The organism is Paenibacillus sp. URB8-2 (assembly GCF_013393385.1).
Lineage (GTDB): Bacteria > Bacillota > Bacilli > Paenibacillales > Paenibacillaceae > Paenibacillus_AQ.
Genome location: NZ_AP023239.1, coordinates 4,044,078 through 4,057,915, shown reverse-complemented (window position 1 = coordinate 4,057,915; position 13,838 = coordinate 4,044,078). Strand labels below are relative to the sequence as shown.

Below are 13,838 nucleotides of genomic sequence, written 5' to 3'. Positions count from 1 at the left end.
AATTCGGCTAAAGTGAAGACGTGTTGTTCAGCTATTTTGGGAGCGGGCCTTGTGCCCCTCCCTTTTTTTCGTATACAGTTATTGAACTGATATATGGCCGTCTGCGTGAATTTGGAACGAGCGTTTAAGCGGGCGGCGAAAAGGAGAATGAGCCATGAATGTAACCCGATGCGGCTGGGTAAACAGCGATCCGCTGTATATAGCCTATCACGACGAAGAATGGGGAAAGCCGGTGTACGATGACCTTAAGCTGTTCGAACTGCTGATGCTGGAAGGGATGCAGGCGGGCCTGAGCTGGTACACGATTTTGAAAAAAAGAGAGAACTACCGCGAGGCCTTCGATGGATTCGATCCGGAAAAAATTATCCGGTATGACGACGCTAAAATCGAAGAGCTGATGAACAATGCGGGGATCGTACGCAACCGTCTAAAAATAAAGGCTATCATTGCCAACGCGCGCGTATATGGCGAAATATGCCGGGATGAGGGAAGCTTCAGCCGTTATTTGTGGAGCTTTGCCGGCGGCGCGCCAGTCGCTTACGACAGGGAGAGCCTGAAGGATGTTCCCGCGTCGACGCCGCAGTCGGATGCCATGAGCAAAGCGCTGAAAAAGAAAGGCATGAAGTTCGTCGGCTCCACAATCTGCTATGCGTTTATGCAAGCGTCGGGAATGGTGGACGACCATGTAAGGGACTGTTTTTGCCGAAAGGAAGGCGCCTTGAAAAGTTAGAGCCGCCTTTGTCAATCTGGCTCATTCAGTTGCGGGTTTAGCGCAGGACCGTGTTCGTGTTTGGCGCTTGGCGCGGCGGTAAGGTATAATAACTACGACTTCCGTTTGGAAAGTGCGGAAGCAAAACTTGTAGGAGGCACGGGACAGCAATGCTATGGCATGAATTGACGATACATACAACCGAGGAAGCGCAGGAGATGATATCCGCGCTGCTTCATGAAGCGGGAGCAGGCGGCGTTTCCATTGAAGAATCCGGCACGCTGAACAAGGCGCGCGACACGCGCTACGGCGAGCTTTACGACGAGCCGCTGAACGATATCCCCGAAGGGGAAGCGGTAATCAAGGGTTATTTCACAGAAGGATCGCCGATGGACGGCATTTGCGCGGAACTTACGCCCCGCATCGAGGAGCTGCGGGAATTCGGCATCGATCCCGGGAAGGCCGAGATTAGCTGGAAGACGGTTGACGAGGAGGACTGGGCACATGCCTGGAAGCAGTATTTCAAGCCGCTTCGGGTAAGTGAACGGCTGACGATCAAGCCGGTGTGGGAAGAGTACGCTCCCGCAAGTCCTGAGGAGAAAATCATCGAGCTGGACCCCGGCATGGCCTTCGGCACCGGCACCCATCCGACAACCGCCCTCTGTCTCAGGGCGCTGGAGAAAGCGATCTCCGGCGGAGAAGAAGTGATCGACGTCGGCACGGGCTCGGGCATCCTGGCCGTCGGCGCGATGCTGCTGGGCGCGCGGTCCGTTCTTGCATTGGATCTTGACCCCGTGGCCGTTCAAAGCGCCGTAGAGAACGTGCAGCTGAACGGTCTCTCGGACGTCATAACGGTAAAAGAGAGCGACCTTCTGTCCCTGCTCGGCGGTGAAGGAGCGGCGGAGACGCCTGCCGGGGCGATGTGGCCCTCGGCAAGACCGGCGCAGCGGCCGGACGGGGATGGCCCGGCCGATGAAGCAGCCGGAAAGGACGCGCCGATACTAAGCGGCGCGGACGGCGGAAGCCGCCGTGACGAAGACGCCGGCAAGGCCGCCGGCTCGGGTACGACGCCGGGCGGACTCGGCGTGACGCTGCCGGTCCAGATTGTGGTTGCCAATATTTTGGCGGAGATTATTGTGCTGTTCACGGATGATGTGTACCGGGCGCTTCAGCCCGGCGGGATTTATATCACTTCCGGCATTTACAAGGATAAAGAAGAGCTGGTAAGGCGCGCTCTGCTGGCCTCCGGATTTGAAATCCGGGAAGTAACGAAGGAAGAAGACTGGGTGGCGTTTACAGCCGGAAAGAGGTAAAGATGGATTTTTTGCAAAGCATTATTCGTATGCCGCTGGATCAGCTCCCGTTTTTTCTGGTAACGATTCTGATTGCCTTTACAGTGCATGAGTTCAGCCATGCTTATTTCGCCAACCGGTTCGGCGACCCGACGGCCCGTCTGCTGGGCCGCATGACGCTGAATCCGGCGGTGCACTTTGATTTTTTCGGCATTGTTCTGCTGCTGATTGCGGGCTTCGGCTGGGCGCGGCCGGTGCCGGTCAACCGGGACAATTTCAGCCGTCCGCGTCTCATGGGCATCATCGTGTCGGCGGCCGGACCGGTCAGCAATTTGCTGATGGCGATCATCGGCTGTCTGATCTACGCGCTGCTGATTGCGACCGGTGTCTTCGACGCCATACCTTCGGGCAAGGGTCAGGAGGCGGGACAGCTGTTTTTCAGCGTTTTTACTTTCTGGAACTTCTTCCTGTTTTTATTTAATTTGATTCCACTGCCGCCGCTGGACGGCTACCGGATTGTCGAGGATCTCGCACCGCGTCCCCTTCGGGGAAGACTTCAGCGAATCGAGCAGTGGGCGATGTTTCTGTTTCTGCTGATTGTGTTTATACCCGCGCTTCAGGCGTACACGATCACGCCTTTGAGCATGTGGGCTTATATTATGCGGTCGGATACTCTTAATTTTTTCTATCAGCTTTTTACTTAAATAAATCTGTAGGACTGTTCATCATGAAACAAACGTTGTATGATGGAATGTGTTTGAATAGAAACGGCGGCAGGGCCCGGCAGGCGAGGGACGCCGCCGTTTTCGCCTGAAATATAAGAATGTTTATGCTTTTTAATTCAGAACAGGATGTTGATAAGCATGCAGCGATATTTCGTATCCCCCGAGAACTTCGGGGAAGACAGTGTATCCATCGGCGGTGAAGATGCCCGTCATATCGCCAGGGTGATGCGCGGCAAGGCCGGGGACAAGCTGATTGTAAGCGACGGTGTGTCCCGCGAGGCTCTGGCCGAAATCGCGTGGATTGGCGAGGGAATCGTTACCGTCTCCATTATAGAGAACATGCCGATGACGCAGGAGGCCCGTGTCAATATTACGGTGGCCCAGAGTCTGCCCAAGGGCGACAAGATGGAAATCGTCATTCAAAAATGCACCGAGATCGGCGCGGCCTCGTTCCAGCCGTTTCTATCGGAGCGTACTATTGTTCAGTATGATGAGCGCAAGGAGAGCAAGCGGCTGGACCGCTGGCGCAAGATCGCTAAGGAAGCCGCGGAGCAGGCCCACCGGAACATCGTGCCGGAAGTCGCCGCGCCGCTGACCTGGAAGCAGCTGCTGAAATCGGTTGATCGCTATGATGCGGTCTATTTCTGCTATGAGAAGGAAGAAGGTCTTCAGCTGCGCTCCGCGGTTGCGCCGTGGGCGGCGCAGCTCGGAGCCGCAAGTAAAGCCTCTGTATTGGTTATTGTCGGACCCGAGGGGGGCTTCAGCGAGGGCGAGTGCGGGGAGGCCGAAGCGGCGGGCGCGGTGTCTGTCGGCCTGGGCAAGCGCATTCTGCGCTGCGAGACGGCCGGAATGGTGGCCGCAGCCTGCATTTTATATGAAACTGGAGAAATGGGGGAGGCTTGAAAATGCCATCCGTTGCTTTTTATACTTTAGGCTGTAAAGTCAACTTTTACGATACCGAAGCCATCTGGCAGCTGTTCAAACAGGAAGGCTACGAGCAGGTGGATTTCGAGGGACAGGCCGATGTTTACATCATAAATACATGCACAGTCACCAATACGGGCGATAAAAAAAGCCGGCAGATGATCCGCCGCGCCGTCCGGCGCAATCCGGAAGCGATTGTGGCCGTTACCGGCTGCTACGCGCAGACTTCTCCGGGCGAGATTCTCGATATCCCCGGCGTCGATTTGGTCATCGGCAACCAGGACCGCGACCAGATCATCCGGCATGTGAACGGCATCCGCGAGTCGCGGCAGCCCGTCAACGCCGTGCGCAACATTATGAAGACGCGGGAGTTCGAGGAGCTGGACGTGCCGGGCTTTGCTGAACGGACGAGAGCTTTTCTCAAAATTCAGGACGGCTGCAACAACTTCTGCACCTTCTGCATCATTCCGTGGTCCCGGGGGCTGTCCCGCAGCCGTGATCCGAAGAGTATTATTAAACAGGCGCATCAGCTGGTGGAGGCCGGGTACAAGGAGTTTGTGCTGACCGGCATCCATACCGGCGGATACGGCGACGATCTCGACAATTACCGCCTCGCCGATCTGCTCTGGGAGCTGGACAAGGTGGACGGACTGGAGCGCGTGCGCATCAGCTCGATTGAAGCGAGCCAGATCGACGAGAAGCTGCTTGATGTACTGAACCGTTCGTCCAAGATGTGCCGTCATCTGCATATTCCGCTGCAGGCCGGACACAACGAAGTGCTGAAACGGATGCGCCGGAAATATACGACCGAAGAGTATTTTGCCAAAATGCAGCTGATCCGCCAGGCGATGCCCGACGTTGGCATCACCACCGACGTCATCGTGGGCTTCCCGGGAGAGACGGATGAGATGTTCCGCGCGGGTTACGACTTCATGAAGGCGGTCGATTATTCGGAAATGCATGTGTTCCCTTATTCGAAGCGCACAGGCACGCCCGCGGCCCGCATGGAGGATCAGGTCGACGAGGAAATCAAGAACGACCGCGTCCAGCAGCTGATCGACTTGTCCGAGGAGATGCAGCTGGCTTATGCCCGCAGATTCGTCGGACAGACGGTCGGCGTGGTCACGGAGAGATCGGCGAAAGGTGCACCCGGCCGGGATATCCAGCACGGCTTCAGCGACAACTATCTGCAGGTGCTGTTTGAAGGCGGCGATGAGCTGCAAGGCCAGCTGTGCCGCGTTAAGGTGACAGAAGCCGGCGTGAACGAGTGCAGGGGCGAGCTGGTCGGCGTACACGGAGAAGCTTTGCGTTCGATTTAGCCGGGAAGCCGCCGCCTATTCAAGGGTTTCATTCTCCGGAGGATGGGACCCTTCATTTTTCATGAATTTTTTTCCAATAAGGTAATGATTTCGGGCAGGGTTGTCGATATATTTGGAAGGGTTTGGAGAAGATCGCGCAACTATTCATTACCAAAGGAGACCTACCATGTTATCGAACAACAAAATGACTCAATGGGTTCTGATTGTCACCCTGTTCGTTTCAATCCTGTTCCCGGCGGGCGCCTTCGCGGCAGCCGGCGATATTAATGCTATCGAAATCGACGGCGCTTCCAAAATCGAACTGACAGTCGGCCAGACGCCGAAGCAGCTGAAGGTTCTGGCCACCGTGGAAGGAAGCTCCTCCAAGAAGGACATTACGGCCGCCGCCGTATGGACATCGTCCGATATTAGCGTGGCGACCGCAGCCGGCGGCTTGCTTACACCCAAGGGAAGCGGCAGCGCCATCATAAAGGCCACGTATAATAATTCGGTGGCGACCATAGAGGTATCCGTATCCTATCCTTACAAAAATCTGAAGCTGGAGCATGAGAACTCCGGCAACTACAAGCTGGGCGACAGCGAGAACCTGCTGCAGGTCACGGCGACCGCTACCGGCGGCGCTTCGGAAGTCTTCGTAAACGACGTGACGGAAGATGCCGAGTGGAGCAGCTCCAATACCAATGTACTGACCGTGTCCGATGGACTGCTAACACTTATCGGCGAGGGATCGGCCACCGTTACGGCGAAATTGGGCGGGCTTACCGCTTCCTTCAAAGCGGTCGTGTCGCTGCCGTATTCCGGTCTCGAGCTTAGAAACGGCGCGGCAAGTACGGATGAATTGGAGATGCTGGTTGGGGACGATGCCGTCTCCTTAAGCGCCTTTACCAAGGCTTCTGATCAGAGCGATGAGAAGAATGTAACCGCGGATGCGAAATGGACTTCCTCCAACGTGTCCGCCGTGACGGTTTCGCAAGGTTCCATTACAGCCGTGGGCATCGGAAAAGCTACGATAAAGGCAGAGTATCTCGGGGTTTCACAGACGGTCGACGTCTATGTGCGGGCTCCTTATGAGGCGCTGCTGCTTACACCGTCCGGCGATCAGACAATGTTTATCGGTGAATCGCTGAAGGTGAAGGCCGAGGTGCGCAATGCGGCGAATTCGACTGTCGATGTGACAAGCGCTGCGGATTTCAGCCTGGACAACAAGCTTGCGGCGACGCTGGACACGGGCACCGATACCGTCATTTCCGCCAAGGCAGCCGGAACTTCGGCGGTGAAGGCGGAATACAAGGGCAGCTCCAAAAGCTTCAAGCTGACTGTTTATCCGACACTGAGCGCCATGAAGGCGGACAGCACAGAGCTTGAACTCTATACCGGCGATACCGCAGGATTGCCAAAAGTCAGCGGAACCAGGCTGGACGAGTCCGCTTTGGATATCAGTCAGGAAATGGAGTGGACTTCCGCGGACGAAGATATCGCCATGATCAAGGACGGCAAAATCTCGGCGGTTTCCGCAGGGACGGTTCATCTTACGGGGAAGTTGAAAGAGGCTCAGGCGGTGTCTTCCAAATCGGACATTCGCGGCAAAAGCGTGGACGTCGCGCTGACGGTTAAAGATAAAGTGCTCGTCCTGATCGGTCCCGAAGACGGTCTCGGTCTCGTGACCGGCGAAGAAACGCAGCTGCCCGAAGTAAATGCCGTTATGGAAAACGGAGACGAGAAGGTTGTCACAGAGGAGATCGAGTGGACGCTTTCAGGCAGCAATGCCGTTATTAAGCAGACAAACACAGGCAAAGTCATCAAGGGGCTTGTCAAAGGGTCTGCGACGCTGAAAGGCACTTACTCCAACAAGACCATCTCCATTCCGGTTAGGATTGAGCAAAAAATCGTTAAAATCACGGTGGAACCCGCCGTTCTGACAATGAATATCAAGAGCTCCAAATCCATTAAGACCACCGGATATACTGCGGCTGGAAAGACTGTGAGTCTGACCTCGGGAATGAACTGGACGTCATCCAATACGGCCGTGGCTTCCGTTAAGGGAGCAAGCGTCAAGGCGCTGGCCGAAGGAACGGCTGATTTGTCGGGCTCTTACCAGGGAATTTCGGTTACGGTCAAAGTATCCGTAGTCCCGAAATTGGCCAAGCTGAAAGTAAGCGAGACCCGGTTTAAACTGTCTCCGGAAAGCACGGCTTCGGTTTCCGTTACAGCTGAATTTGATACCGGGAAAACAGCGGACGTAACAGGTAGCGTCATGTGGACAAGCTCCAAGCCGTCCGTGGCGGCGATTTCCCAGAACGGCGTTATCGCCGCCTCTGCCAAAGGAACGGCTGTGTTAAAAGGGAAATTCGACGGCAAAACCGTATCGGTAACAGTAACGGTAAAATAAACGAAAGGCGGCCTGCTTTATTGCAGCCGCCTTTCCAGCCTTGACCATACAGGCAGATAACATAGGGGAAGCGCCAGCAGCGAGCAGGCGACGTTGAACAGGGTCTGCGCGTGCGCGATCTGCGCGGCCGGACCCCCGCCGATCCACGCGGCGGTCTCCTGGAGCAGACCGGTCAGGGGCAGGAACAGAGCCGCGCCGCCGACATTGAGCGCAACATGCGACCAGGCGACGAAGACGCCGGACGGGCTGCCGCCGATGGAAGCGATGACGGCGGTGACGCAGGTGCCGACATTGGCGCCCAGCACGATGGCGATGCCGAGCTCGGGAGGCAGCGCCCCGGAAGCGGCGACGCCCATAGCCATGCCGATGACGGCGCTGCTGCTGTGCAGAAGCGCCGTCAGGCAGGCCCCGGCGGCAAAGCCCCACAGGACGTTCTCCGCCGCCCGGCCCAGGAACCACCCGAAGAGGCCGCTCTCCTGCAGCGCAGGGCCGATGGACTGCATGACGGAGATGCCCCACAGCACGAGCGCGAAACCGGCGAACGCCAGACTGGCGAACTGAAGCGGCAGGGCGATTTTGCGTCCGGCTTCCACGAGACGCGATTTATATGGCGGAAGCTCGCCGAGCGTAACGGCCGCAGCCCATATGGCGAGCGAGGCCGCCAGCAGCGGAGCGGCGAACCGGCCGATTTGCAGGCCGATGAGCTCCGTCGTCAGGCAGGTGCCGATATTGCTGCCGAGTATAATCCCAAGCGTCCGGGCGTAGGTCAGCAGGCCGGCGTTGACCATGCCGATCGACAGAACCGTTACGGCGGTACTGCTTTGAAGAACGGCAGTGAGCAGGGTGCTGGAGGCCACGCCCATAAGGGGTGTGGCCGTCGCCTTGTTCAGGAAGCCGGTAAGAAGCGGACCGGCCAGCTTGGAGAGCGCGGTCTCCATCAGCTTCATCCCGGCAAGAAAAATAACAATGCCGTATAATACAGGGAACAGCACTTCGCGAATCATGGCAGCGGTTCTCCTTTTTTTAAAATACAAGAATTTATAAGTTTCACGCTTATCAAAGACCTTGTATTTTTACGAGAAACGATGCCGTCCCTAAAAGGACGGCGAAGCCGTTTCTTCTTAGCAGGTTGTACACCAATATATGAATGCAGCAACCGGGACATGACTGAGGTCAGGGTCCTATATTAAACAAACAACTGGGAGTTGAGGTTAGTGGCATCGGTCATTTTACAGCGCGGCCGCAAAAAAAGGCTGGAATCGGGACATCCGTGGATTTTCGGCAACGAAGTGGAAACGGTGGAGGGAAATCCCGAAGAAGGTGGGCTGGTGGACGTCCTCAGCCATCAAAGAAAATATTTGGCAACCGGATATTACAATCCGGCATCGCAGATCCGGATCAGAGTCGTGTCGCACAAGCCGCTTGCGGCAATGGATACGGCCTTTTTCGCGGAGCGGTTTGCCCGCTGTCTGAATCACCGCGAGCGGTTTCTTGGCGGGGAGAACGCCTATAGGCTGGTGTATGGGGAGGCCGATTTTCTGCCGGGACTGATCGTCGACCGCTTCGGCGACGTGCTCGTCGTGCAGCTGCTGACGCTCGGAATGGACAAGCGCCGCGCCGAAATCGTCGAAGCGTTGGTGCAAGTTCTGGAGCCGAAAGGCATCTACGAGCGCAGCGATGTCGGCGTGCGCGAGCTTGAGGGGCTGGAGCAGAAGACGGGGGTTCTGTACGGCGAATGCCCTCGTCATGTTACCGTGACCGAGAATGGACTAAAGCTGATTGTCGACATCGAGCAGGGCCAGAAGACGGGGTATTTCTTCGATCAGCGGGAGAACCGCGCGTCCATCGCTCCGCTGATGACAGGCTGGGGGGCACGCAGCGGCATTACACTGCAAAAGGTTGCGGGTGAGGACGGCATAAGCCGGAAGGTTCCCGTCAACAAGAGCGGCAAAGAAGTCTCTTTTCCTTATTGGGACGGCGCCACCGTGCTCGAATGCTTCTCGCATACGGGCAGCTTTACGCTAAACGCCTGTAAATACGGAGCGAAAAAGGTCACCTGTCTCGACGTTTCCGCGCATGCAATTGAAAGCGCCCAGGCGAACGTGGAGCTGAACGGCTTCGGGGACCGGGTGGAGTTCGTCGTGGACGACGCTTTCCAGTATTTGCGCAGCCAGGTGAAAGGGCTGGAGGAACGGGCGGAACGGGCAGTCATAAACGCCGTCGGAGCTTCGCCGGAACAATCCGCAGCCAAAGCGGGAGGGAACAAATCCGCCTCAAAGACGGATACCTCCAAGCCGATGACAGCCGGAGGAGGACGTACCTGGGATGTCGTCATTCTTGATCCGCCTGCTTTTGCCAAGACAAAGGGCGCGGTTAAAGGGGCTTGCCGCGGCTACAAGGACATCAACCTGCACGGTATGAAGCTTGTGAATGAAGGCGGCTATCTGGTTACCGCAAGCTGTTCCTATCACATGCGTCCGGAGCTGTTTCTGCAGACCATTGCCGAAGCCGCCGAGGATGCAGGCAAGGTGCTGCGGCTGATCGAGTGGCGAGCAGCCGGCAAGGATCATCCGCAAATTCTGGGCGTGGACGAGGGGCATTACCTGAAGTTTGCTATTTTTGAGGTGACTTCCAAGTAAGCGGCATAGGCACCAAGGGACTGAACGCGCCGTGATAGGTCGGTGTTTTCGTTCGGCCTCTGTTTACAACGTCTGGTGAGCCAGCCTGTTGGGCGTATATCTTTGGTCATATATCTGTGAGAAACGAGCGCTGCCTTATAGGGACGGCGTTCGTTTCTTTTTGTGTGGCCTCTGGTTTTCGCGCTAAGTATTGGAAGAACTGCAAACGTATGTTCCGATTCATTATCGTATGATATAATGATAGAACGAATGACAGCCTCTGTTCGCTTTGAAGCGGCAGACTCTGCTGTACAGAACGATCGAATTGCAGTTTTTTTGCGGAAGGAGTTTATGAAGCATGTCGGTAACGTTTCTGATCGGCCGCTCGGGAAGCGGCAAGACCACGAAAATATGGAATGCGATCTGTTCCGCTCTGCGCGAAGACCCGCTCGGCCCTCCGATTATTCAACTGGTTCCGGAGCAGGGGTCCTTTAGCGCCGAGCAAGGGCTTCTGAGTGCCTGCGACGCCCGGGGAAGCCTGCGGGCGCAGACGCTGAGCTTTCCGCGCCTCTCCTACCGGGTGAAGCAGGAAACCGGCGGCCAGGGCGGCGTTCCGATCGGCGATGAAGGCAAGAAGATGCTTCTTTACAAGATTTTGAGCCGGCGCAAGGAAGAGCTGAAGCTGTTCGGAGCTTCGTCGGACCGTCCGGGATTTGTGGACCGGCTGAGCCGTCTGCATTCCGAACTGAAGCGCTGCTGTCTCGGCGCATCCGATCTGGAGGAGCAGATGTCCCGGCTGCGGGAGTCTGCGGGCGGAAGTCCGATCCTTACCGGCAAGCTGGAGGATTTGAAACTCGTATTCGACGATCTTGAGATGGAAATGTCCAAGCTGTATATGGACGAAGAAGACCGGCTGGCCGAACTTACGGAGCTGATACCCTCTTCCTCTTTCGTAAGGGGCTCGTCCATTTTCGTAGACGGCTTCCGGGGGTTTACGGCCCGCGAGTTTACGGTGCTGCGCCAATTGATGCTGCATGCCGCCGATATAACGATCGCGCTGACGCTTGACCGGCCTTTTCTTGGCGTTAACCGGCCCCATGAGCTGGATCTGTTCCATCCTTCGGCCTCCGCTTACATCAAGCTGAGAGGGATGGCGGAAGAACTCGGCGGGGATGTCAGGGATGAAGTGCTCGCCCCTGCGGCGCTTCCGCGCTTTGCAGAGGCTCCCGCTTTGGCGCATCTGGAGCGGGGCTTTGACCGCAGGCTGGCGTACCGGGGACCTGAGCCCGTGGAGGAGGGAATTACGATCCGGGCGGCTGTAAACAAGCGGGCGGAGATTGAAGGTGCGCTGCGCGAGATGATGAGGCTGGCGCGCGAAGAAGGAGCGAAGTACGGCGAAATGGCCGTGTTCGTCCGCAAGCTGGAGGATTACGATTACCTCGTGCCTGCGCTTTTCCGGGATTACGGCGTACCGTTCTTCCTGGACCGCAAGGCAGGCGAGCTGCATCATCCGTTGGTGGAGTTTATCCGTTCGTCGCTGGACATCGTCCGACGCCGCTGGCGGTATGAGGATGTGTTCCGGTGCATAAAGACGGATTTTCTGCTTCCGCCGGACGGCAGCTTGACCAGGGACGATATGGACATCCTGGAAAACTACGTTCTTGCCTGCGGCATTCAAGGCTACCGCTGGACCGACAAGAATTACAAATGGAAGGCGATCCCGAGCCTGTCGCTGGAAGGCGGAGGAAAGGCTGACGACAGACTGGTGCCGCTGATGGAAGCATGCCGGGTGGCGGTGACCGGGCCGCTGAAAGCTTTTGAACAGCGAATCAATAAGAGCCGCAGCGGCGAGGACTTATGCAGAGCGGTATTCGAACTGCTGGAAGACACCGCCGCAGCCCGGAAGCTGGAATACATGGGCGCAGCGGCATTGGAAGAAGGAAGAACGCAGGACGCCCGGGAGCACCGGCAGCTGTGGGGAGCCGTCCTCGATCTGTTGGATCAGATCGTGGAGATGATGGGCGAAGAGGCTTTAAGCTTCGACATGTTCGCCGGCATTTTGGAGACAGGGCTTGCCGAACTGCGGATGGGTCTCGTTCCTCCGTCGCTCGATCAGGTGCTTGTCGGGACGATGGACCGGACCCGGACGTCGGGAGTCAAATATGCCTTTTTGCTCGGCTTCAATGAAGGTGTCGTACCGGCTCAGTTCCATGAGGACGGGGTGCTGTCCGAGTCGGAGCGGTCCCTTCTGGAAGGCGCGGGCATGGAACTGGCCCCGGGTGCTTCGCGAAAATTGCTGGACGAGCGCTTCCTGATCTACAACGCGCTGACAGCGGCTTCCCGCAAGCTGTGGATCAGCTATGCGTGTACGGACGATGAGGGCAAGGCGCTGCTTCCGTCGGAGGTTATCCGCCATTTGCGCCGGATGTATCCGGCGGTTGCCGAGCATCCTCTGCAGAGCCTTCCGTTATCGGCTCCGCCCGAGGAGCACCATGACTTCATCGGCAATCCGGAGCAGAGTCTGCGCATGCTGATCGTACAGCTTCGCCAATGGAAGCAGGGACAGGATATCCCGCAAATCTGGTGGGAGGTCTACAACTGGTTTGCGGAGAGCGCGGAATGGCGGCCGCGCATGCAGACGTTGATAAGCTCGCTGTTTTACAGCAATCCCGGAGTTCCGCTCAGGCGGGAAACGAGTCTGCGGTTATATGGCGGCCCCACATTGCGCGGAAGCGTCTCGCGTATGGAGAAATTCGTCTCCTGCCCGTTCTCTCATTTCGCCTCCTACGGCTTGCGGCTCAAGGAGCGCCAGCTTTATAAGCTTCAGGCTCCGGATATCGGGCAGCTGTTTCACGCCGCGCTGAGCACCATGGCGACAAAGCTGCGGGACGAGGGACGAAGCTGGGGCGCTATGACCCCAGAGGAATGCCGGAATGAAGCCGGAAAGACGGTGGATATGCTGTCTCCGATGCTTCAGGGAGAGATTTTGATGAGCTCCAAGCGTTACGGGTATATTTCGCGCAAGCTTAAGAATATTGTCGGGCGGGCTTCCGTTATTCTCGGGGAGCATGCGCGCCGGGGCAGCTTCGACACCGCTTTTCTAGAGCTGGATTTCGGTCCGGGCAAGTCGCTGCCGCCCCTGCGCATCCAGCTGCCGAACGGCTGCCTGATGGAAGTTGTAGGAAGGATCGACCGCGTCGATACCGCGGAGGGCGAGAACGGGATATTGCTCCGGGTCATCGATTATAAATCAAGCCGCAAGGACCTTAAGCTGCATGAAGTGTATTACGGGTTGTCGCTGCAGATGCTGACCTACCTGGACGTGCTGCTGACCTATGCCGAGGAGTGGCTTGGAGAGCCCGCATTCCCGGCGGGAACGCTGTATTTTCACGTCCATGATCCGCTGCTATCGTCGCCTAACGGCATGAACCGGGAGCAGGCGCAGCAGGAGCTGCTAAAGCGGTTCAAGATGAAGGGTCTGCTTATGGCGGACCGAGAGGTTGTCTCACTCATGGATACGAGTCTGGACAAGGGACATTCCAGCATCGTGCCGGTTGCATTGAAGAGCGATGGCAGCTTCTACAGCAGCGCCTCCGTTGCCACGCCCGAGCAGTGGGACCGCCTGCTGTCTTCGGTAAGAGGGACGATCACGGAGATCGGAACCCGTATTACGGAAGGGGACGTGGCTATCACGCCTTACCGGATTCAGCAGGAGACCGCGTGCACGTTCTGTTCGTACAGGGCGGTGTGCCAGTTCGACGAGGCCGTGGAGGGCAACGGATACAAGCATTTGGGCAAGCCGGGCAAAGACGCAATCTGGGAGATGCTGTCCCGCAAAGACGAAGGAGGAAACAGACCGTGA

At 57.1% G+C, this 13,838-nt stretch carries 9 protein-coding genes; 8 read left to right on the top strand and 1 reads right to left on the bottom strand.

Annotation, left to right across the window (positions count from 1 at the left end; all coding sequences use genetic code 11):
* Nucleotides 1-154 precede the first annotated feature (154 nt).
* The 6 genes from PUR_RS18795 to PUR_RS18770 all read left to right on the top strand — a co-directional run bounded on the left by PUR_RS18795 (nucleotide 155) and on the right by PUR_RS18770 (nucleotide 7,358).
* Nucleotides 155-730: a DNA-3-methyladenine glycosylase I gene (locus PUR_RS18795; protein WP_179036559.1), complete on the top strand. Its 576-nt coding sequence runs from the start codon at nucleotides 155-157 to the stop codon at nucleotides 728-730.
* Nucleotides 731-879: 149 nt separating this feature from the next.
* A complete protein-coding gene (gene prmA / locus PUR_RS18790) occupies nucleotides 880-2,022 on the top strand; it encodes a 50S ribosomal protein L11 methyltransferase (protein ID WP_179036558.1) in 1,143 nt (380 codons plus the stop codon).
* Between the two features lie 2 nt (nucleotides 2,023-2,024).
* Nucleotides 2,025-2,705, top strand: a complete 681-nt coding sequence (locus tag PUR_RS18785) for a site-2 protease family protein (protein ID WP_179036557.1) — start codon at nucleotides 2,025-2,027, stop codon at nucleotides 2,703-2,705.
* Nucleotides 2,706-2,864: 159 nt separating this feature from the next.
* Nucleotides 2,865-3,629 carry an RsmE family RNA methyltransferase gene (locus PUR_RS18780; protein WP_179036556.1) on the top strand — a complete coding sequence of 255 codons (765 nt, stop codon included), beginning with the start codon at nucleotides 2,865-2,867 and terminating at the stop codon, nucleotides 3,627-3,629.
* 2 nt (nucleotides 3,630-3,631) lie between these two features.
* Nucleotides 3,632-4,969, top strand: a complete 1,338-nt coding sequence (gene mtaB / locus PUR_RS18775; RefSeq protein ID WP_179036555.1) for a tRNA (N(6)-L-threonylcarbamoyladenosine(37)-C(2))-methylthiotransferase MtaB — start codon at nucleotides 3,632-3,634, stop codon at nucleotides 4,967-4,969.
* A 166-nt stretch (nucleotides 4,970-5,135) separates the two neighbouring features.
* Complete coding sequence (locus tag PUR_RS18770) at nucleotides 5,136-7,358, top strand: hypothetical protein (RefSeq protein WP_179036554.1); 2,223 nt, start codon at nucleotides 5,136-5,138, stop codon at nucleotides 7,356-7,358.
* Nucleotides 7,359-7,375: 17 nt separating this feature from the next.
* On the opposite strand, the gene PUR_RS18765 is transcribed toward PUR_RS18770, so the two are convergent.
* Complete coding sequence (locus PUR_RS18765) at nucleotides 7,376-8,362, bottom strand: Na/Pi cotransporter family protein (protein ID WP_179036553.1); 987 nt, start codon at nucleotides 8,360-8,362, stop codon at nucleotides 7,376-7,378.
* Nucleotides 8,363-8,572: 210 nt separating this feature from the next.
* Between PUR_RS18765 and PUR_RS18760 the strand changes: the two genes are divergently transcribed.
* Nucleotides 8,573-9,997, top strand: coding sequence for a class I SAM-dependent rRNA methyltransferase (locus PUR_RS18760; protein WP_179036552.1), 1,425 nt, complete (start codon nucleotides 8,573-8,575; stop codon nucleotides 9,995-9,997).
* A gap of 337 nt (nucleotides 9,998-10,334) precedes the next feature.
* Complete coding sequence (gene addB / locus PUR_RS18755; RefSeq protein ID WP_179036551.1) at nucleotides 10,335-13,838, top strand: helicase-exonuclease AddAB subunit AddB; 3,504 nt, start codon at nucleotides 10,335-10,337, stop codon at nucleotides 13,836-13,838.

Coding starts and splice junctions, on each gene's coding strand:
- PUR_RS18795 (WP_179036559.1), top strand. CDS start 155: ATGAATGTAACCCGATGCGGCTGGGTAAACAGCGATCCGCTGTATATA.
- prmA (WP_179036558.1), top strand. CDS start 880: ATGCTATGGCATGAATTGACGATACATACAACCGAGGAAGCGCAGGAG.
- PUR_RS18785 (WP_179036557.1), top strand. CDS start 2,025: ATGGATTTTTTGCAAAGCATTATTCGTATGCCGCTGGATCAGCTCCCG.
- PUR_RS18780 (WP_179036556.1), top strand. CDS start 2,865: ATGCAGCGATATTTCGTATCCCCCGAGAACTTCGGGGAAGACAGTGTA.
- mtaB (WP_179036555.1), top strand. CDS start 3,632: ATGCCATCCGTTGCTTTTTATACTTTAGGCTGTAAAGTCAACTTTTAC.
- PUR_RS18770 (WP_179036554.1), top strand. CDS start 5,136: ATGTTATCGAACAACAAAATGACTCAATGGGTTCTGATTGTCACCCTG.
- PUR_RS18765 (WP_179036553.1), bottom strand. CDS start 8,362: ATGATTCGCGAAGTGCTGTTCCCTGTATTATACGGCATTGTTATTTTT.
- addB (WP_179036551.1), top strand. CDS start 10,335: ATGTCGGTAACGTTTCTGATCGGCCGCTCGGGAAGCGGCAAGACCACG.